The 22091-nt window shown below is 40.1% G+C and carries 16 protein-coding genes; 8 read left to right on the forward strand and 8 right to left on the reverse strand.

Annotation, left to right across the window (positions count from 1 at the left end; translation table 11 throughout):
* Positions 1 to 173 precede the first annotated feature (173 nt).
* Both FH971_RS16095 and FH971_RS16100 read right to left on the reverse strand, forming a co-directional pair.
* Complete coding sequence (locus FH971_RS16095; RefSeq protein ID WP_140234996.1) at positions 174 to 2753, reverse strand: acylase; 2580 nt, start codon at positions 2751 to 2753, stop codon at positions 174 to 176.
* 340 nt (positions 2754 to 3093) lie between these two features.
* Positions 3094 to 3609 carry a VF530 family protein gene (locus tag FH971_RS16100; RefSeq protein WP_137225842.1) on the reverse strand — a complete coding sequence of 172 codons (516 nt, stop codon included), beginning with the start codon at positions 3607 to 3609 and terminating at the stop codon, positions 3094 to 3096.
* Between the two features lie 306 nt (positions 3610 to 3915).
* Here FH971_RS16100 and FH971_RS16105 point away from each other — a divergent pair, with 306 nt between their 5' ends.
* Genes FH971_RS16105 through FH971_RS16115 form a run of 3 tightly spaced genes read left to right on the forward strand, consistent with a single transcriptional unit; the run spans position 3916 to position 8568 of the window.
* On the forward strand, positions 3916 to 5979 hold the full coding sequence (locus tag FH971_RS16105; RefSeq protein ID WP_140234997.1) for a TonB-dependent receptor plug domain-containing protein: 2064 nt from the start codon (positions 3916 to 3918) through the stop codon (positions 5977 to 5979).
* An 8-nt stretch (positions 5980 to 5987) separates the two neighbouring features.
* Positions 5988 to 6518: a YfiR family protein gene (locus FH971_RS16110; RefSeq protein ID WP_140234998.1), complete on the forward strand. Its 531-nt coding sequence runs from the start codon at positions 5988 to 5990 to the stop codon at positions 6516 to 6518.
* Between the two features lie 4 nt (positions 6519 to 6522).
* Entirely contained in the window at positions 6523 to 8568 is a 2046-nt protein-coding gene (locus FH971_RS16115; RefSeq protein WP_140234999.1) for a putative bifunctional diguanylate cyclase/phosphodiesterase, read from the forward strand.
* Positions 8569 to 8797: 229 nt separating this feature from the next.
* Here FH971_RS16115 and acuI read toward each other — a convergent pair whose 3' ends face one another.
* Together acuI and acuR are read right to left on the reverse strand one after the other, a co-directional pair.
* A complete protein-coding gene (gene acuI, locus FH971_RS16120; protein ID WP_140235000.1) occupies positions 8798 to 9781 on the reverse strand; it encodes an acrylyl-CoA reductase (NADPH) in 984 nt (327 codons plus the stop codon).
* Between the two features lie 47 nt (positions 9782 to 9828).
* A complete protein-coding gene (gene acuR / locus FH971_RS16125; protein ID WP_420853483.1) occupies positions 9829 to 10461 on the reverse strand; it encodes an acrylate utilization transcriptional regulator AcuR in 633 nt (210 codons plus the stop codon).
* 770 nt (positions 10462 to 11231) lie between these two features.
* Here acuR and FH971_RS20415 point away from each other — a divergent pair.
* The 4 genes from FH971_RS20415 to FH971_RS16140 are packed head-to-tail and all read left to right on the forward strand — an operon-like array spanning position 11232 to position 15279.
* Positions 11232 to 11408 (forward strand): hypothetical protein, encoded by a 177-nt coding sequence (locus tag FH971_RS20415; RefSeq protein WP_167496042.1) that lies wholly within the window; start codon positions 11232 to 11234, stop codon positions 11406 to 11408.
* Between the two features lie 3 nt (positions 11409 to 11411).
* Positions 11412 to 12908, forward strand: coding sequence for a sodium/proline symporter PutP (putP, locus tag FH971_RS16130; RefSeq protein WP_137225832.1), 1497 nt, complete (start codon positions 11412 to 11414; stop codon positions 12906 to 12908).
* 20 nt (positions 12909 to 12928) lie between these two features.
* A complete protein-coding gene (gene proB / locus FH971_RS16135) occupies positions 12929 to 14029 on the forward strand; it encodes a glutamate 5-kinase (RefSeq protein WP_137225830.1) in 1101 nt (366 codons plus the stop codon).
* A gap of 2 nt (positions 14030 to 14031) precedes the next feature.
* Positions 14032 to 15279 (forward strand): glutamate-5-semialdehyde dehydrogenase, encoded by a 1248-nt coding sequence (locus FH971_RS16140; RefSeq protein WP_140235002.1) that lies wholly within the window; start codon positions 14032 to 14034, stop codon positions 15277 to 15279.
* 202 nt (positions 15280 to 15481) lie between these two features.
* Here the strand turns inward: FH971_RS16140 and FH971_RS16145 are convergent, their stop codons facing one another.
* Positions 15482 to 16015, reverse strand: a complete 534-nt coding sequence (locus FH971_RS16145; RefSeq protein WP_167496114.1) for an NUDIX hydrolase — start codon at positions 16013 to 16015, stop codon at positions 15482 to 15484.
* Positions 16016 to 16515: 500 nt separating this feature from the next.
* Between FH971_RS16145 and FH971_RS16150 the strand changes: the two genes are divergently transcribed.
* Positions 16516 to 17697, forward strand: coding sequence for a GGDEF domain-containing protein (locus FH971_RS16150; RefSeq protein ID WP_140235003.1), 1182 nt, complete (start codon positions 16516 to 16518; stop codon positions 17695 to 17697).
* Positions 17698 to 17754: 57 nt separating this feature from the next.
* Here the strand turns inward: FH971_RS16150 and FH971_RS16155 are convergent, their stop codons facing one another.
* The 3 genes from FH971_RS16155 to FH971_RS16165 form a co-directional block, all read right to left on the reverse strand.
* Entirely contained in the window at positions 17755 to 18990 is a 1236-nt protein-coding gene (locus FH971_RS16155; protein WP_140235004.1) for a dicarboxylate/amino acid:cation symporter, read from the reverse strand.
* 793 nt (positions 18991 to 19783) lie between these two features.
* Entirely contained in the window at positions 19784 to 20326 is a 543-nt protein-coding gene (locus tag FH971_RS16160; RefSeq protein ID WP_140235005.1) for a carboxymuconolactone decarboxylase family protein, read from the reverse strand.
* Positions 20327 to 20661: 335 nt separating this feature from the next.
* Complete coding sequence (locus FH971_RS16165) at positions 20662 to 21831, reverse strand: lipid-transfer protein (RefSeq protein ID WP_137225820.1); 1170 nt, start codon at positions 21829 to 21831, stop codon at positions 20662 to 20664.
* Positions 21832 to 22091: the final 260 nt, after the last annotated feature.

Genomic DNA, 22091 nt, shown 5'->3' on the forward strand with positions numbered 1-22091 from the left:
TGACACGAACTAGAGCGTAGTGTCACATCCATATGATCAACATCAGCGAAACATACTCTCTATTCTCGAAGTGAATAAAACTAATTGTCGCTTATTCGCTTATCCAAAATAATAAAACCTCACCGACAAGTATCGATGAGGTTTCATGAGTCAACACAATGTTGTTCTATCGTCTATCTTTGCAAGGTTAACTCGAGAGTAGATTCAACAGATGCTTGAATTTCCGCTTCAGTAAATAACAATGGCCTTAATTGTTTGGCCGAAGAATACAATTCACTTTGATCGGAGAAGCTTGGGCTTAACACATTGCTAGACTCGGAATATGTTAAAATACCCTTTGCCTTAGGACCATCATCAGTAAAGCTTACGGTCATCATCCAACTTGAACCATAACGCACTTGATAACCTTCTGCAGTTAATCCTGATGCAGCGGCATTGCCTGTTACAACATCCATAACAGGGCTATACATGTGTTGAGGAATTAAGGTGTCATCACCGGATAAACTGGTCGAGTACACGTTAAAGCCACCTTCTGCATTGTGGCTGCCAGGCCAAGGTAATTTAACCCCTGAGGCAGTACCATCTGGGAGTGATTTCTCTACAAATTGTACATCCCCTAACGCCGCATCAACAGCAAAGCCTGCCGCTTCAAGATTCAATGCCGCATGAGCTAAAGCAATTAATGCACTGCCATCAGTATTGAGTTTACTCGGCGTGGTTGCTGCGCTCATATAATCAAATGCTTCGGTTAGCATGGTACTTTGATCAAATTGATGTGCAAACTCACGAACTAACGCTCCGCCCTTGCTGTCATTATCTTGCTTACCGTTCCACGCTGTTAGCGCTGCACATGATGCCGATACATCTTTAGACAAAGTATCACTCACCATCACTGGCGTAGAACCTTGTTGCTCACATTGACTGATTAAGTCAGTTAATATTAATTCAGCAAGATAAGCACGGTTAGATAATAAAGCAGCCTCTAGTTCTTCAATATTAAATTTACCGTCATCACCCGCTGCATCATCCATTAAGGTTAATCCCATACGAGTACGTAACGATAATTGACCTCGCTCTGGACCATATAAAGGAGAGTAGTTTTCAAGTGGTTCAGATAAGTTAGTCGACCAAAATGAGTTATTTGAGTTTTGCACAAAGTCACTGCGTTCAAGTTTGGGTGCGCGTTCATAAGGCATCGGTGAATCATAACTGAATAACGAGTTATTACCCGGCAGAATAGTAAAGCCTGCTTGTGTTCTAGCGGCCTGAATTTCTGGTGTGGTTTTAATGATATTGACGACTAAATCAGAAAATCCTGGAACGGTAGAATCATCAATATAAAACGCATTACCTTCTTTATCTGCGTACATAGTGTTGTTAAAAATCACGCCATCATAATTTTTAAATGCTTGCTGAAACTCCTCTTTATTGGATGCGAGGTTCATAGCTAACCAATGATCAATGGGATCTTTATTGGCCATGTTAGCATCTTGAATAAAGAAAGCTTGGCCATCGTCCCATCCAAACGGCGCCAATGCTGGTGGCGCTTCAACCATAGGACCTTTAGCTGTGGTGTAAATGTCTTTTTCTGCCACCAACATGCCTGCAGCCCCTGCATTGACTAATACTGAAATCGTTTCTTTAGTGATCGACAATGCCGAACCATCATACATATATTGCAATCTATCACCGGCAACTAGCTCTAGGTTATACATCACAAAGTGTTCTGCTGTTGAAAAGGTATGTGTCCAAGCAACATCTTTGTTAAAACCAATGTTAACCAACCCAGGCATACCCACTAACGAGCCACCCATCACATCCATTTGTCCTGGTATGGTTAAATGTGACTGCCAAAAACGTAAGTTACCTGTGTGTGGAAAATGCGGGTTGCCTAACACCATGCCTTTACCGTTTTCAGTTTTATCTTTCCCCAATCCCCAGCCATTAGAGCCCAAGTTTCGAGGATTTGTTTCGGGAGTGGTTATGTTTGCAGCCCGTGCAATTAAGGTGTTGTTCATGTCGCGTATAAATGTAGTTTGTGCTGCAGAAGGTGCGGGGCCAACTATGCGAGGTAAATACTCTTCTGCTTCGCCGGGATTAGCATAGAATATCAAATCTAAAAAGTTGGCTGCACCGGGTAATAATGCGATGGAGAAGAGATAACTTGCTACATCGACACCATCAATAGGTTTAACCCATGGCTGACCTGCACAAAATGGTTCACCCGTTTGAGCTCCGGCTTCTACATCGGCAAGATATTGATTATAACCGGCACTAAAACCTTCCATTAAAGCACGCGAATTATAACTAAACTGAGGGTATTGGTTTTCTGCAAGTTGTCTAATTTTTAATGCTTTGTAAGCAAAATCAGAGATTAAATTGCCGTTATCCTCACTGGTAGGGAGGCCGGTAGCAAAATCAATCGACGCATGGGGGCCAAAATACATTGACCGCTGCGAATTAGCTTTAATAAATCCATCGGCCATTACACATAAATTATCCTGTGCTTGAGCATAACCGTTACCGAAACCAAGGCTTTCCAAATTATCTGCGGTGATATGTGGCACACCGTACTTCGTTCTGCGGATTTGCGCTTTTAATGTGCCATTTGGAGCAAAGGCTTGCAGTAGAGGAGTCACTTCAGGTTCAGGGGTTACCTGAGGTGTTTTGCCATATTGAGTGTCATCATCGCAACCGACAAGAGCGACACTAGATACCATGCCGATAGCGAGCAAAATTTTATTCAATTTCATTATTATTATCCTTGTTGTATCCCAATGCTAAGCACACTGGGTGAGGTATTTAATCCTTTATGCCTCAATTTAAGTTAGCTGCGCGCTCAAAGTAATCCCAACGACCTTGAAGCGAATGTGCAGCGCTTAAATACAACAAAGACATGCATTGCTATTTAAGCAATCATTCTCTCGGGTGTCTACTCCTTGATAAAAATATTCGAAAAAACCTCATAAAAACAATTAACCCTATGTAGTTAAATGAAAAATATAACTTTCGATTTCCCATAAAAAACGCAACCTAACGATAATATGCTTATCGTTAGGTTGCGAATACTTTTATATAACATCTATCTAATGGTTATTTATTCCACGGATTGTTTGGATCAAACGTAGGTTGCGGCTTATTTTTATTATTGCGCTGTGTTGCGGCATCACTGTCATTTGAACGACTTGACGAAGAATATGAAGATGATGACGAAGATGCATATGAACGACTTTGATTATGTTTCATCTGTTCATAATCCGCGGTTGCTTTGGCTTTCAACTCGGCAACTAACTCAACCGTTAAAGGTTGCGGCTTACGCGGTAAAATACCATCAGCAAAGCCACGCTCACGAGGTTTTAACTCGAACTGAGCTGAGTTACCTTTTGGCATACGCTTGAAACGATACAAATAGAAATTTTCAACACGTTCCCTCGCCCATTCCGTCTTTTTAAGGAACTTAACACAAGCGTCCAAATTAGGATTGGTATTAAAGCATTCTAAACGCAAGGCCGCGTATAAAATTTTCCAATCATAAAACGCCACCAACTCAGATATCATCGTTTCTGATTTTAAACCATGAAGTGGATTATTTTGCTGCAGTTCTACCATGTGATCTCATGACCTCGAAAGCTGTCTCTATAATGTATAGTCTACCGTTAAAATGCGCTATCGTCTTTATGCATCTTCAGATGCCCTACTAATGTGTAATAAAACAGCTTACCTTTTGAGTCTATAAATAATCATTTCATTCATTCCAACATAAACAGACAAACATCTCGGTTAAAATAACAACGCCTTAGTTAACATAAGGTTAATTAGCCCACAAATTGAAACCAATAGAGTGACATTTAGTTAACAGCGTGTGTTAAAGTAGCGCGATTAAAATAGATCATCACTGGTTTCAAGGACATTGGTTTGAAGTTATCACAAAAATGCTTGTACTTATTTATGTTAATCTCGCCTTATGTTGCTGCAGAAGAATCCCTAAGCAATCTAGACTTAGATTTAGATTCATTGATGGCGATGGATGTACAAGTGACTTCCGCGATGAAAAGAACCCAATCAGCCTTTGAAACTGCCTCATCTATATATGTGTTAACCAAAGAACAAATCACTCGTTCAGGTGTAACGTCTGTACCAGAAGCCCTTAAAATGGTTCCAGGATTAGCCGTTAGACAACTTGATAATAATCAATGGGCGATTTCTTCTCGTGGCGTAGCCTCACGATTTTCCAGTAAATTACTGGTCATGATCGACGGCCAAAGTTTGTATACCCCAGAGTTTGCTGCCGTTTATTGGGAAACGTTAAATGTGCCATTATACGATATTGAACGTATCGAAATTATACGAGGTCAAGGTGGACTGCTGTGGGGTAGCAATGCCACCAATGGCGTGATTAATATTATTACCAAAAACAGTATCGATACGAGAGGCGTACATGCAGATGTTAGTAGCGGTAGCCAACTAAATATCGATACCAATCTTCGATATGGTAGCGATATCGGTAATAACGGCAGTTTCAGAGTGTATGGACACGCTAAAGATGCGCAAGCGTCAGACAAAGGGAGAAGAATAGCACCAGCTGATTTTTCCGAGCAACAATCGGCAGGAGCACGGTTTGACTTCACCCCGAACGATCAATGGTCAGGTCTTATTCAAGCTGATGTCACTCAGTCAACATTAGGGCAAAACTATAATGGTGTTGTTGATAGTAGTAACCGAAATATCTCATTTGTTGGCACTGTAGATCGCACCGATTCGCGCATTATGGCTCGGTTAGAAAATCGAATTTCGCCTTTTGCTAACCAAATGCTACAAACATCTTGGTTAAAACAAAGTGGCAATCAAACACATATTCAAGAAAAGTTCGAATCATTTGATCTTGATTACCAAATCAACTTTTTGTATCAAGACTTGCAGTTTGATTGGGGGCTTAATTATCGTTACAACTCTATTTCGTTTGCACAAAGCACTTTTATACAAAGTGGCGGTGGTTTTGACAACCTTGAGCAGTACGGCACATTAGCGCAAATTCAATATAACCTACTAGCTGACAAATTAGACTTCATTATGGGTGTTAAAGTTGACCATAACGATTTAACAGGCTGGGAAAGCCAACCTTTAGCAAAGTTAGTGTGGAAACCACACAATAACCAAGTTGTATGGCTATCGGCATCAAAAAGTGTAATGGTGCCCTCGTTACTTCTGTTTAACGATAAATTCATCATTGATGGTTTAAGAGTTGAAGAGGTTTCACCTATTACCACTGGAATTGCAGAAATTGATCAATATTACATCCGAACTTACTTAAACGGTAATAATGACGTAAAATCAGAAAAATCAGTCTCTTATGAAATGGGCTATCGTTTATCTGATGCGACATGGGCACTCGACTTATCGCTTTATCACACTGACACCGATGACGTGGCTGTACTCGAAATAGATGCCAACGTTGATCAGTTCATCCCTGTGTTTGCAATGTTACAGGCAGGGCAGATTGATTCGGCCTTACAAACCTTAACTACCACATCTATTAACTTCGACTTAGTATCAAATGCACAGCTCACGACTGAAGGTGGTGATATTATTTTAACTTGGCAACCTTTTGATAGTTTTTCAGCCGAATTAGGTTATAGCTACAACACCTTTAAGTACGACTTAGTGGACAATACCTTTCCAGCCTTCGGCTTTGACTCAACGAGTCGTCAACTCTTCACTAAAGCTGATATACATTTTCTTGAGCAGCATAATATTTTTGCGTCACTCAGAGTTGAAAATAGTGATGCCTACGGAACAGAAAATTATACCGCATTAGATTTAACTTGGAACTGGACTTTTCATCCTAACTGGTCCTTCGCTATTATGGGTAAAAACCTGTTTGCGGGCTCACATCTTGAATATGGTAATTATGGTGAAACATACACTCGCCCAAATTACATCGACGAAACTGTTACCTTTAAAATTACGGCGAAGTTCTAACTAATTAGATGCTAACGATTAAACACCTACTGTTCGGCTTATTATTCACACTTTTGCTTATAATAAGCCAGAGCGCGAGTGCTATTGAAAAAGAATATGCACTTAAAGCAGGCTTTTTATTTAACTTTGCTCGCTACGGTGAATGGAATAACCACTCAAATACCGCAACCTCGTTTACACTGTGTAGCCCTGATAGCAGCTTTATTAATACATCACGAACCGTGCTAAGTGGCAGGAAAGTTAATAAGCTGCCAATTAAAAATATCGAGGTCATTCTTACAGAATCAGATCTTACTCTGTGCGATATTTTATTTATCACCGCTGATACTCTAGAGTCTTGGCAGCAATTGAATGACAAACACCTTTCAGATGTGATGATCGTCGGTGAAACTGACAACTTTATTCAACAAGGTGGACATATTCGTTTCTTTTTATCCGGAGGGAAAATACGTTTTGAAGTCTCACCCGACAGATTAACACTGTCAGGCATTACAATGAGCTCAAAAGTATTACGCCTAGGACGAGTAGTAAATGATTAATTCTATGAAACGATTATTCACTCTTAATACTATTAGTAAAAAACTTCAGTTTATTTTAATGAGTGTTGCCGTCATTTCGACACTTGTTGTGACGTTAATATTCAGCGCTTTCGAACTGTCATCAGCCAAAAAAGAACAAATTGAAAGCCTTCAAAGCTTATCGCAAATGTTATCCCCAAACATCACCGCAGCCATACTTTTTGATGATCAAGATGCAATCCAAGAACTGATTAATCCGATCTTGTTAAGATCCGATGTCTTATCAGTATCTGTAACCAGTGCAGAAGGTGCTGTTTTAGCGCAAGCATTATCACAAAGCCCTTCTGTTATCCTTATTGATAGAGACCTCCATAACATCACTCAAGTGATGACTCCATTAACACTCGATAACCAACATTACGGTGAATTGCAGATTTCAGTCGATGACAGTTTGCTCATCGAGCGGGTGACGTTTTATGGTCAGTTTATTGTGTTAATCCTGCTTTCGTCCTTTGTTGCCAGTTTCTTTTTGTCTTTATTTTTACGGCGCAAGTTTTTAAGTCCTATGTTATACCTTGCTAAAATTTCGCAAAAAATTACCAAATCACAAGATTACAGTTTACGTGCCCAAGTACAATCTCAAGACGAAATAGGCCAATTAACCACATGTTTTAATAGCATGTTAGAAAATATTGAGCAGCGTGAGAGTTCGCTTGAAAGTGAAGTACAACTGCGTACTAAAGAACTCGAAAATGCCAATATTCAATTACACGAATATGCTTATCAAGATGGATTAACTCTGCTACCGAATCGACGTTTTTTCTATGAAAAACTTCAGTCACTCATTGATACTGACGACATAGTTTTTGCATTGATTTTTATTGACCTCGATGGTTTTAAAGAAGTTAACGATTCCTTAGGCCATGAATATGGGGATCTGCTACTTCATCAAGTTGCGAACCGTTTACGTCGATGCGTTCGAGATCATGATACTGTTGCGCGCCTAGGCGGAGATGAGTTTACCTTAATTCTTGAAGATGTTAGTGACTTAAAACACGCTGCCACAATTGCTGAAAAGGTGAAAAGTAGCCTCATGCAATGTATTAGCATCAAAGAGGTGCAAGTCAATGTGACAGGTAGTATCGGGCTTACTTTCTATCCTGGTGATGGTCAAAATGTTGAGGATTTAGTCAAACATGCCGATCAAGCCATGTACTTGTCTAAAAGCAAAGGGCGCAATCGATATGAATTTTTCTCTCATGCTATTGAAGAGCAAGCGATTGAAAAACGTCGACTTATTGAAGAAATGCGCATTGCACTTAAACTCGGTCAATTTGTATTGTTTTATCAACCCATTTTTGACCAATGTGGCATTAATGCTACCAAAGCAGAAGCACTCATTCGTTGGAACCATCCACAGCGCGGTCTTATTGGCCCTAATGAGTTTATTCCAGTTGCCGAAGAAAATGGCTTAATCGAAGATATAGGTAACTGGGTTAGAGGTCAGGCTATTGAAGATGCGGCCTATTTTTATCAATTGTCGGGCAAAAAAATGCAAGTGAGTGTCAATACCTCACCGCTGCAAATTGATCATGACGGTTTGTGGGTTGATGAATGGATATTAGCGTGCAATAAACATGACCTCCCCCGCGATACCATGATTATCGAAGTAACAGAAAACACCTTAATGGATCCTGACTCACCTGTTCAACAGCAAATGCAACGACTCAACCATTATGGTATTGATATCGCCATCGATGATTTTGGGGTCGGATATTCATCATTAGCTTATTTACAGCGACTCGATATTGATATTTTAAAAATTGACCGCTCGTTTATTAAACATATGGATACTAATGAAAGTAGCATCGCATTAGTGCGGGCAATTATCACTATGGCACATAATTTAAAGGTTAAAGTAGTGGCAGAGGGCGTTGAAACGGAAGGCCAGCATCAACTATTAAAACAATTATCCTGTGACTACTTACAAGGATATTTATTTGCTAAGCCTATGCCGTCAAAAGATTTTATTGACCAATATGTCACACCAACCCTACTTGTTACAGAGTAATAAAACAACTCACAAATAGTAATACAAAAATAGTTTTTTGAGTCTGATAAGTTGGCATTTAACTTCGAATGGAGACATTCACTAAGCTTGCAGTGGTAAAAAATTATCGTGCCAATTTGCTGTCATAATGTACTAGAAGACGCTGAAAATAAAGCTAATAAATTCATCAGCCTGCAACACGCAGACCGACAAAGCTCTTTAGATAAATATCTTATATAAAACCATTTGATTAACGATTTACATCAACAACTACACGGCCACGAACCTTACCAGCTAACAAATCACTCGCCACATCAATCGCTTCAGTCAAATTGATTTCATGAACTATGTCGTCGAAAACACTAACGTCAAGGATCTCGCTTAGACGCTGCCATGCCTCAATACGGTCTGCTAAAGGTCGCATGACACTGTCGACACCGGCTAGGGTCACGCAACGTAAAATAAACGGCGCAACGCTGGCAGGGAAATCCATTCCTTGCGCTAAACCACAAGCGGCAACCGTACCGCCATACTGGGTACTGGCACACACATTGGCTAAAGTATGGCTGCCGACAGAATCAACAGCACCAGCCCAACGTTCTTTGGCCAAAGGTCGACCCGGTTCTGATAATGTTGCACGATCGATAACGTCCTTAGCGCCTAATTTTCTTAGGTAGTCACTTTCATCCATTCGGCCAGTAGAAGCTACAACGTGATATCCTAACTTAGCTAAAATAGCTATCGCAAAACTGCCAACACCGCCGTTTGCTCCAGTAACTAACACCTCTCCCTTATCTGGCGTTACGCCATTTTTTTCAAGAGCCATCACACATAACATTGCGGTATACCCTGCAGTGCCTATCGCCATAGCTTGTTGTGGTGAAAATGCTTGTGGTAATGGAATAAGCCATTCACTTTTTAAACGCGCCTTAGTCGCCAAACCACCACAATGAGTTTCGCCCACCCCAAAACCATTTAATAAGACCTTATCGCCTGCGGAAAACTTATCACTATCGCTTTGTTCGACAACGCCCACTAAATCAATTCCTGGCACCATAGGGAATGCTCTCACAACAGGTGCTTTACCAGTAATAGCCAGAGCGTCTTTATAATTAAGCGTGCTGTAAAGTACTTTTACTGTGACATCACCTTCAGGTAGCACACTTTCATCAATGCTTTGCACTGTGGCGCGGTAACCTTGGTCATCTTTCTCAATCAATATGCCGTTAAACATCGTATGCTCCTATTTTAGACTGATCGTCTATTAATAATTAAAAAATTTTATTTCGGAAGTCCTGCTATAAAATACTCATAATAGTTTTCGAGTGGTAACTCATTTTGTACTAACTTCGCGCGGCTTACCGCCCCTTCCCAACCTACCAAAAAGTTTTCGGCCAAAACATCGCAATCAGCAGTTGCAGATATTTGACCCAATAATTGCGCTTCATTAAGACAACGGGCCATGCAAGCTTGCCAGCTTAAAAAGATCTCGATTATCTGTGGTCTAAAACTATCTGGTAAGATCCCCACCTCTTGACCTAAATTTCCCACTAAACAACCGCGTTTGAATTGGTATCGAATCATTCCCGCTTTAGCGTCTTCCACAAAATGCCTAATTCGCGTTAACGGCAAATAAGTTTCATCAAATAAATGGGTTTCAAGTTTATGTAAAAAGTATTGAGCATAGTTTTGCAATACAACTTGGCCAAACGCTTCTTTACTCGCGAAATAATGATAAAAAGAACCTTTCGGCACTCCCACCTTTTTTAAAATAGCGTCAATACCTGATGAAGCAAAACCTTGCTCAGTTAGCTGTTCGAGGCCACTACGGATAAGCTCTGCCCGAGTATCAGGATTATCTCGTGATACTTTAGGTGGCCGTCCACGACGAGGTTTAGGTGTTAATAGAGTGATTTCGTGAGTCGTTGATTTATTCATAACTAACATATTAGACCGAACGTCTAATTAAATACAATGCCATTATTTTTAAATCATAACTTGAAATCCATTTAGCAAACTGTCTGCTAAATCACTATAGCGTTGAAACCGTAACTCTGACGGCTTTTCTAAGTGATTTGACACTAGTAAGGTATGAAAATCCCGTGTTGAAAATAACTATTCCATATATGCATTGTGAAAATAAAATCACTTGATCGTACTCACCTGAACACAAAACATTTGAATTCAAATTATTTGAACTGTAACCACTTAACTAAAGACAGCTTATTCAACAACACAAAATAAATGACTTTACCCTTCCATTTAGCAGCATAGTTGTAACGTTTAAATTGCATAATAAATAAATCCTATATCATTGGCTAAGCAGATAACCATTTAAAAATATCATTTTTACACCATACAAAATATACACATAAACATTAAGATACAATAACTTAAAAGATAATCGGTTCAAAATATATCATATCCCGTAAATGATAATGACAATTGATTCTGACCTAATCAACCAATGTTCAGTAAACATAAAACACATAATAGACAGCACAGCCATATGAAGTTAAATAGTTGTTAAAAAACACTTAAAAGCGCTTCAATTGATATTCGATTGGAAATTTTACCCCAAATGATGTTAATATAGTTAGACCACTAACTAGTTTGGTGGTTTTTTATTGCTAATTATAAATGAATTAACAATAAACCGATTAGCCCGAACCCAGGAGGACAATATGTCAACAGACACGTCTAGCGAAGAAAATCTCATAACCACAGTGTGGAGCACCGCTACATTAAAGCTGAAAGAAGCTTCACAATTATTTTGTTTGTGCGCCCTTTTAAGCACCTATCTCTTTGTCATGTTGAAACCTAAAGGGATTCAAAATCACAAAGCGTTAGGAGGAAAATAATTAATGCATTACTTAACCTATGTCTCATTGGCAATATATTTCCTAGTAATGTTAGGCATTGGATTGTTTGCTTATAAACAATCAACAAGCGATGTATCGGGTTATATTTTAGGTGGACGTAAAGTCAGCCCACAAGTCACCGCACTGTCAGCGGGTGCATCCGACATGAGCGGCTGGATGCTTATGGGCTTACCTGGAGCCATGTTCTTAGTCGGCTTCGAAACCATCTACATTGCGATTGGCCTATTAGCGGGGGCATTGGTTAATTATCTGATCGTGGCACCTAAATTACGGGTTTATACTGAAGTCGCGGGTGACTCCCTAACGATCCCTGAGTTTTTTGCTAAACGCTTCCACGCACCTAACAGTAATGTGCGGATTATCGCGGCTGTGATCATTGTGATCTTCTTTACCTTATATACCTCGGCAGGATTAGTGGCTGGAGGGAAATTATTTGTCTCTGCATTTGATTTAAATTATGAACTTGGGCTCGTGATCACCCTAGGTGTGGTTGTGTCTTATACTCTACTCGGTGGGTTTTTAGCCGTCAGTATGACTGACTTTGTTCAAGGCTGTATCATGTTTGTTGCCCTGATTCTGGTACCCGTTGTGGCATATCAAGAGTTTAGCAGTGCTGATAAAATGATGGGCTTTGCTTATGAGTCGATCCCACATTTTTCTGATGCGATGAAAAATGTCACTCTACTTGGATTGATTTCAAGTCTTTCTTGGGGATTAGGTTATTTTGGTCAGCCACATATTATTGTGCGCTTTATGGCTATCCGCTCGGTTTCTGATATCAAAGCTGCACGAAGAATTGGCATGAGCTGGATGACGGTCACCATTACTGGTGCGCTGGCAACAGGTCTAGTGGGTATTGCCTACGCCAATAAATTCGACATGACAATAAGCGATCCTGAAACCATCTTTATTGTATTTTCTGAATTATTGTTCCATCCACTGATCAGTGGTTTCCTCTTAGCTGCCATTTTAGCCGCTATTATGAGCACGATTTCTTCACAGTTATTAGTGTCGTCAAGTTCATTGACCGAAGACATTTATCGAGTTATTTCGAAAAAAGAGTCAACTGAGAAAGAAATGGTCAGAATGGGACGATATGGTGTAGCCGGTGTCGGTATTGTCGCCAGCTTACTGGCGCTAGATCGCTCAAATAGCATTTTATCGATAGTCAGCAATGCATGGGCTGGATTTGGTGCGGCCTTTGGTCCACTGGTACTGTGTTGCCTATATAAAAAGAACCTGACCCATAAAGCCGCTGTTGCGGGTATTATATCGGGTGCAGTGACCGTATTGTTTTGGATTTACGCGCCAGTTTTAGCAGATGGAAAAGCGTTAACCACCGTAATGTACGAAATGATCCCCGGCTTTATTGTCAGCAGTGTGGTGATTTTTATTACCAGTGCACTGGATGCCGACCCTTGCCATAAAACCGTTAAGACTTTTGATAAAGCCAATCGTGTTTTAGCCGAGGAACTATAATGAAGGAGGATGTTTACACTATGTCAACTTCACATTGGAAGCGCATTGTCGTTAAAGTGGGAAGCGCATTAATTGCGCCCCATCAACAAGGTTGTAGCAGTCATTATTTATTAGGTATTGCACAGTTTATCGCTACTTGTCGTGCTCAAGGGTGCCAAGTTGTATTGGTATCTTCAGGCTCAGTAGCCGCAGGAAAACATCGATTCCCTGATACGGCAGAGCCAAACATTTCACTTAAAAAAGCCATGGCAGCTGCAGGTCAAGCAGATATGATGGCCACTTGGGATAAGTTGTTTGATTTCCCTTCGGCCCAGCTATTACTTACTCATGGTGATTTACGTGACCGCGATCGTTATATCAGTATTAAAAATACCATTTTTACTCTGTTAGACAATGGCTTGCTGCCCATTATTAACGAGAATGATGCTGTTACCGCCGCTAAGTTACGTGTGGGTGATAATGATAATTTATCAGCCATGGTTGCAGCAGCTGCTGATGCGGATGCGCTAATTATCTGCTCTGATGTAAAAGGGCTTTATACTAAAAACCCTAATTTACATGAAGATGCCACACTGATTAAACAAGTTAGTGAAATAAATGCTGACATCTATGCGATGGCTGGCGGAGCCACTAGTAGCGTAGGTACTGGCGGTATGCTAACCAAGATAGAAGCTGCTGAGAAAGCTGTTTCACACGGAATTGAAACCATGATTGTTGATGGTTTTGACGCGGATACTTTTAATCAATTATTAAAAGGCCAGAATCCGGGCACGTTATTCAAACCATATGACGTACCAATGAAAGACCTTTTGCATTGGATGACTCATACATCACAGATTCAAGGTGAGTTAATTGTCGAAAATGACTTTAGCGCAGACCTTGAAGAACATGATACCCAACTGACCAGTGACGATGTAGTAGCCGTAAGAGGCAACTTTTCCGTCGGCGATACTGTTTTAGTGCGCAAAGGCGATGGCACTAAATTGGCAAAAGCCAAATCAAACTACAGTAGTTGTTTATTACATTTTATTGCAGATCAAGAAGATCGTGAATTTGCCAACAATGCCCAGCAAAAAACGGGCCCACTGATCTCTGACAAAAACATCGCCATTTTGGAGTAACAATGAGTTTAATTAAAGACTTATCGCAAGCCGCAGCTACAGCTGCACAAACTCTAGCCATTTTAGATGAAAAAGTTAAAAATACCATTTTGCTTGATATGGCCCGCGCGCTTCGCGCTCATAGTGACGATATCATCAAAGCAAATTTATTAGATCTAGACCATGCCGAAAAAGCTGACTTAGGCGCGGCAATGATAGACAGGCTGACACTGACAACAGAGCGTATTGAATCAATGGCTGCAGGCATTGAAACCGTTGCATCGTTACCTGATCCAGTCGGTATGATCCGTGAAATATGCCAACGACCAAATGGTCTTAATATTCAAAAAATGCGCGTACCTTTAGGGGTCGTTTGCATGATTTATGAAGCACGCCCTAATGTTACCGCCGATGCAGGTGCTTTGTGCTTTAAATCAGGTAATGCAGTGATACTGCGTGGTGGTAAAGAAGCATTGAACTCAAGTAAAATTATTGCTTCTATTTTACAAAATGTACTGCAAGCATATCAGCTACCACCAGCGCTGATTACTGTCATACCAGATCCAGATCGCGCTTTAATGCTAGAACTTATGCAGCAACGTGACTTTATTGACGTTATTATTCCACGCGGTGGAGAAGGCTTAATTAACTTTGTTACTGATAACAGTAAAATTCCTGTTATTCAACATTTTAAAGGTGTTTGTCATTTGTACGTTGATAAAGATGCTGATCTCGATATTGCGATGTCTTTATTACTCAACGGTAAAACCCAGCGAACTGGAGTATGTAATGCCCTAGAGGGATTACTGGTACATCAGGACGTAGCAGCCACATTTTTACCAAAAGTGGCGGCCGAGTTAGCTGCACATAAAGTACGTATTAATGTTAGTAAAAATGCCCAACAATACTTTGAGCATGCCAACGTTATTAGCGATGATGATTTTGGTCAAGAATATTTAGATTTAGAAATTGCGATTCGACAAGTCACTGATTTTGATCACGCTATTAATCATATTCGCCGTTTTGGTAGTCATCATACTGAAGTGATTTGTACCCAAAACGACACAACAGCTACGCGCTTTCAACGCACGGTAGATGCTTCTGTCGTCATGGTTAACGCATCATCACGTTTTTCTGATGGCAGTGAATTGGGTCTAGGCGCTGAAATTGGTATTGCCACCAGCAAATTGCATGCATATGGTCCAATGGGTCTTGAGTCACTAACCACTGAAAAATACTTAGTCAGCGGTGAAGGTCAAGTGCGCGCTTAATCAAAAAGCATTATGAATAAGGGGCCAAGCGAAAGCAGTGGCCCTTTTTTTGTGTGGTCAGTCCTAATTATTTTTATACTAATTATTTTTATACTAATTACCTTTATACTAATAAATGACTAAGTAACCTTAACCATATAGAACGAATATGCATTAATGTCTATTTGATTTAACACTGACACCACTTCAACAAACATTACGCTTAACTTAATAATTCTTGTTTAACCAATTTTAAGAGATAGGTTTCTCGCTCTATCGACGAGCCTTTTTTATTGCTGTTGGCTATGGTATCTAGGTTGTGCTGAATAGCCTCATCAATATCAACCCAAATTGGCATCATGCCATTACTTATCTCGTGAGCTTCAAATTGGGTTTCACCTAATTCACTAGCAATATCACAGGTGAAACAGTACGACAGCATATTAACCAAGGTATAACCATCTCGCAGCCATGGTCTATACTCTTCATATAGCCCAAACGGCACGATATTACTGATAGCCTTCGCCCCGGTTTCTTCTTGCAGTTCACGGATTAAACCATGCTCAATCGACTCGCCCGCATCGACGCCGCCACCTGGCAATGAATAGTCATGATAACGTTGGGTATAAAGCATCAATATTTGTTTACCACGCATGACTATGCCCCGAGTAGCTAGCCGAATTAGCATTGTTTGTTGATTCGCTACAACAACATCTTTTGGAGTGTCGATATGATAATGAGTGATTAAATGGCGCATTGCAGAGGAGCTCATCGTAATAAAAATGCGCATGATACGTTGCCCAAATACATGCATCAAGTTTATCGCATAAAATCAACAGAGTGCAGGGTGTACATACCGGTACAAAATAATGCTTTGTGATATTGGTAGGAAAAACCAACAATGTATGCCAAGTTTTGGCAACATTCATGACAGCATACCGTATAACATCTTTATCATGCTTGAATAAAACTGGAAATGTAAGCGTTAACAAAAATAATCCTAAAGCAAGGTAACCCAAGGCACTTGTTATAGTGTATTAGCTCCGATGCATTAACACTAATAAGTAAAAACCAGTAATCGACAATAAACAGACACATCTTATGAGTCTAATCTCCGTGACATAGGCGGCTATAGATTGGTTTTTAAATTACGATTTAGCTTATTACCTATAACTAACATTATATAACTAGCATGATAAAATGCTATTGACGATCTCCCCCTCATTATGTGAGCGGATAAACTACGGATTAGATTTTATGCTGAAATTTTGGTACAAAGAATTCTCTCAATATCCGCCTGATCATCCGGATTACTGGCGCATCCGGTTTATTGGTCACTCACTGCTAATTACAACTATATACTTCGCCATTCTCACTGTAATCAATTTAGTGTATTTTTCAGGATCCATGTACGCATTGTTAGATGCTTTTGGCTTGGTACTTTCTCTGGGAATTTACTACCGATTTTGCCAAACAGGACATGTAAAGATAACCGCTTGGGCTACCACTCTCATGCTAACGAGTTTAATCATGTTGTTTGTGATTTCAACCAAGGGTTATGTCCATTCACTCCTATGGGCAACCCTAATTCCGCCGTTTTGTTTTTTTCTTATCGGTCGAACATGGGGCACATATATTTCATCCCTGTGCTTTAGCATATGTGTTTTTATGGTTTACCTGCAAACGAAAGACCCCCAACAGGTTACGTTTGGAATTGGTGCATTACTTAACGTGATTGAAGTGTGTATTGCGCAAATTTTGTTATTTAGATTTTATGAGAAAACACGTTTCTCTGCCTATCAAAAACTGGCAATACGTAATTTAGAAATTCAAAAAATGGCTGAAATAGACAAACTTACTGGATTATATAACCGTGAAAAACTTGATGAAGTACTCAACACGTTATTAACCACATCAGCGGCAAATACCGATACAATCAACCCCTTGATTGACACAGAAGATGCCTCTTCTTCAATGGCAATTGGTCAACTTTTTAATGGCAACATAATAGATAAAAAGATATCAACAAAGCCTGATCTGTCGTCTCCTAGCCTGCATCCTATTTCGATTGTTATTATCGACATCGATCATTTTAAGCGAATTAATGACAATCACGGTCATTTGGTCGGCGATAAAGTATTGTGTGAACTGGCACAATTACTTCAAAGTAAAATGCGTAATGATGACTTATTAACGCGGTGGGGAGGAGAAGAGTTTGTGATTATTTTACCTAACACATCGTTGGCAGATGCCACCGAATTAACGGAAAGATTACGGTTTTATATTGCCAAGCAAAACATTCAAAATATGGCGCTTACAATCAGTTTAGGTGTCACTCAATATTGCCCGGAAGACAATGCCCACAGTCTGTTAGAACGAGCCGACAAAGCCTTATATCAGGCAAAATCACAAGGACGAAATTGTGTTGCTGTAGCCTAAAATATACCACACCAGAACTCAACGTCATGCAGTGGTATCAGTCAGTTAGGTTTATATCTAATCTAACCTAACAAGTTCGCTATCAGGTATTTTTGCAGCATAATGTTTACCATTAATGCGCTCAATAATTTGCGTCGCTGTTAAATCATGCACAACATTTATCACGGTTGAAGCAGCATCCGTTATCGCACCAATCACCACTAAAATGGGGATCACTTCCATTGGCAGCCCTAGGGTGGTGACAATAAAAATTTCACCTAAAAATGCCCCACCTGGCACACCACCAATAACAAATGCCGATAACACCGAAATCAAAATGGTCAGCATAAATACGTCTGTCGTAAAGTCTAACCCTAGCAAAGAATAAATGAACACTATCTTTAACGCCGTTATCGCAGCGGCACCACCTTTGTTTAGATTAACCAGCAGTGGCAAACTAATCTCGGCAATTTGTTCATTTAGCCCCATTTTCGCGGCGCTACTAATCGTCACGGGTAAGGACGCTAATGACGAACTGGTCCCTAATGCAGTCACTGCAGGTTCGAGCATATGTTGCCAAAACAACTTAACGCCTTTTACACCACCACCAATCCAAGCATATAAGGTGGATCCTAAAGTAAGATACAACGCCATGGCGACAAAAAACAGCCCCACAGCACGAGCAAACGTGCCCATCAGTTCCGAGTCTTGACTGGCCATTGTGGCTGCAAAATAAGCACCAAGGCCGATGGGAGCCACATGCATTAGGATTGATATCACTTTCATGATGACAGTATTTAAACTGTCTAGCATCCGGCTGACTCTCTGGCCATCTTCACCAGACTGACCAATCGCCACCCCACTAATTACTGACATAATAATTAAGGCTAAAATATTGGATTTAGATAATAAACCAACAAAATCATTGGTGGTTAATAAGCTGACAAAATCCATACTGCCTGAAGTAGCTTCAACACTATTGGCTAAGTCTAATGTCACCCCTTGTGCTGGATCATAAGCTAACGCTAGCAATACCACACCTACCGAAGGGATAATGGCCATCACAATTGACACGCCCATTATCGATACCAATATCGCACCCAATTTTTTTAAATCTGTCATGTGGGCAATTGATGACATCACACTTACTGCCACCAATGGCACGATAATCATAAACAGTAAATTAAGAAATATCTGTCCTATTGGTTTAAGTTTGATGGCCCATTCAGGAAATAGCCCACCAAACAAACCGCCAACTAAGAGGGCGCTAAGTAAAATAATGGACGAACGATAAGCACGTAGACTGCTCAACATATAATTTCCTAAAGACAGTTAGACAAAAAATGAGCAATGCCATGTACAGGATTCAGTAATAAAAAGTGCACATGGAACAACAAGTTGTACAGCTACAAAATATCACACATGACCAATGTGATACTAATCACAAAAATTCACTTAGCTTAATCATTTACGTAAATTCCAATAATGAGATTTTCAGACTATCGAACAACCATAGACTTTATTTCTGTGCCAGACACTTATCTCATGGAATAGGCAAAATCAAACTGAGTAATACTTTGCATCACATCTTGGTCATCGTCACGATATATTCAAGTTAACTGAATATCCATAGTTCAGCTAACTTGGAGGATAAATTCACGTGATCGACAAGACTTCTTATTGAGTGACTAGGGCCTGTTAACCTTTGCTGGTTAAATTTTGTTCGAGATAAAAACGTTTTAATCGAGGCGAGTGAATTGCTGCCTAACAATCTAAGCTGCTATCACGTCAAAAAGATACTCTCAACAAAGAGTAAAACGTTTTTAGCCGAACCCTTCGGGCAGCGTTTGTTGGTCATTTTTACTGTGTTATCGACTTTTTATGTAGAATAACTACACCACAAAGTCTCTTCCTTGTACAAATGACCAAAAATTCACTGCAAAAACAACCTTGAAAGAACAACAGGCCCTAAGACACGAGTTTATAGGTAGCAGTGATATGTACAACACCTTTAATCTCCGGTAAAAAAATACCAATGTTGCGTTAACACAAACATTGGTATTGGGGAGTAATTACTGCCGCTTGCAATAATTAGCAAGCTGTCATATTACCAAGCAAACTTTTTAAATACATCATCAACGGGTGTTTTGGCAACATGGTTAGTGTAGTTACTGATCACTTTTTGCGATAAGCCTAAAATGATTTCTAGCACTTGCTGCTGGCCGTACCCTGCAGCATAAAATGTCTCTAATTCAGTTTCTGAAATATTACCACGGTTGCGTACAATGCTTAATGTTGCTTCGTGCAATGCTTGTAACTTAGCCGTAGGCATAGCAGTCTTGTTACGCAGAGCTTCAGTTATAGCAGGGTCTACTTTCATTGAATGTGCAATACCTGTATGCGCTGGCACACAGTAGGTACATTCATGTTCAACATTAATAGTTTGCCATACTACTGTTAACTCTTCAGCATCAAATGATGTCTCTGTAAATAATTGATGTAACTGTTGGTAAGCTTTGAGTGTACTTGGAGACTCAGCTAATACGGCAAACAAATTAGGTACCATACCCATTTGTTTTTTAGCGCCTTCAAGAATTGCTTTGCTTTCTTCTGGTGCACTTTCAAAAGTGTGAATAGTAAATGAAGTCATAATATACTCTCGTTTAGATTAATAAATTTGCATACGTTTCGTGTCTAATTGAGGTAACTATAAATGAATTTGAGCATTCGTTCAAATTAATTTGAATGATTGTTCAAAACAATTTAATTATTAAAGCGTAAAATATAAAATATGCTTAAAAATCAGGTTGATGAAATATTTTTCAAATGAACACTAAATAATGCTGTCAGCCGAAACTTATATTTTTGTCACATTTTAAAACCCATTTTTAACTGCACTCTAGGTAATAATAAGACTTATTGGTCATACTTATCATCATTCAGTTCAATGCTATTAACACCATCAGAGCTCGCACTACAGAATAGCTACACGCCATATAATGTCACTACCACAGCACCGCCTAATCCGACATTGTGTTGCAACGCTAATTTGGCGTTATCCACTTGTCTACTCCCGGCCTGGCCGCGTAAATGCCAGGTTAATTCAGTACATTGTGCCAGCCCTGTTGCACCAATGGGGTGGCCTTTAGACATCAGCCCACCCGAAGGTCCAATGACAAATTGACCACCATAAGTGTTGTCACCATTGGCAATCAATTCAGCGGCACCGCCCTCAGGGCAAAGGCCCAACGCCTCGTAAGTAATCACTTCATTTGGGGTAAAACAATCATGTAACTCAATCACATCGATATCATTTGGACCAATCCCTGCCTCGCAGTAAACTTGTTCGGCAGCCTGTTGCGTCATGTCTTTACCAACGGCATAGATTGGGTCTTGCCACGATTGCTCGGTATCTGTTGCCATTGCCTGCGCAATAATATGTACTTTAGAGGTAATACCATGTTTCCTGGCAAACGGTTCACTGCACACAATCGTTGCTGCTGCGCCACAAGTAGGTGGGCATGCCATAAGTCGAGTTAAATAATGATCATAAATAACTTTATCATCAAGCACTTGTTGGTAAGTTAATGGTTTTGAAAACATCGAATATGGATTTTGTAATGCATGACGACGCGATTTTTCTGCCACCTTGGCAAAGATATCGGCGCCTACATGATACTTATCCATATAATGTCGACCTGCAGCACCAAAAGCACGTAATGCAATCGGGCCTTGCGGGGCATTAAACTGTTTTAACACTGGCTCAATCCGCTCAAAAGGGTTTTCTCTATCAGTCCAATGTGATCCCAATGCACCAGGCTGCATTTCTTCGAATCCAAATGCTAACGCGCAATCAACTTGTCCTGACAATATTGCTTGGCGCGCTAGAAATAACGCTGTCGAGCCGCTAGAACAATTATTATTAACATTGATAATTGGAATACCGCTTTGGATCACATCGTAAAATGCATGCTGTGCACAGGTGCTGTCACCATAGATATATGCACCATAAGCTTGCTGAATCAATTTTGCTTCAAGCCCTGCATCAGTTAATGCCAACTTAATCGCTTTAGCCGCCATCGCGCGGTAGGGTTCATGATTACCCGGTTTGCAAAAAGGGATCATCCCAACCCCCGCTACTCTTACCAATGTCATATTATTCCCGTTATTAAGTTTGTCATTTCTAGTTTTTGTTAATAGAACGTGGGATATTCACAGATTATGCGCCCTACTTTACTTGAACAATATTATCTTAATAGCAACTGTTAACATAAAGTTAATTCACACCGTGTACAACGCACCAAAGAAAAGCGCAAGCGCACCAATATAGGACGCAAATACCTAAAACCTCAATTGTCACCATCATTCCCTGTGTTGGCTTAATTTTCAATTGCACTAACATCGAACATTTACGA

This window comes from Shewanella polaris (assembly GCF_006385555.1).
Lineage (GTDB): Bacteria > Pseudomonadota > Gammaproteobacteria > Enterobacterales > Shewanellaceae > Shewanella > Shewanella polaris.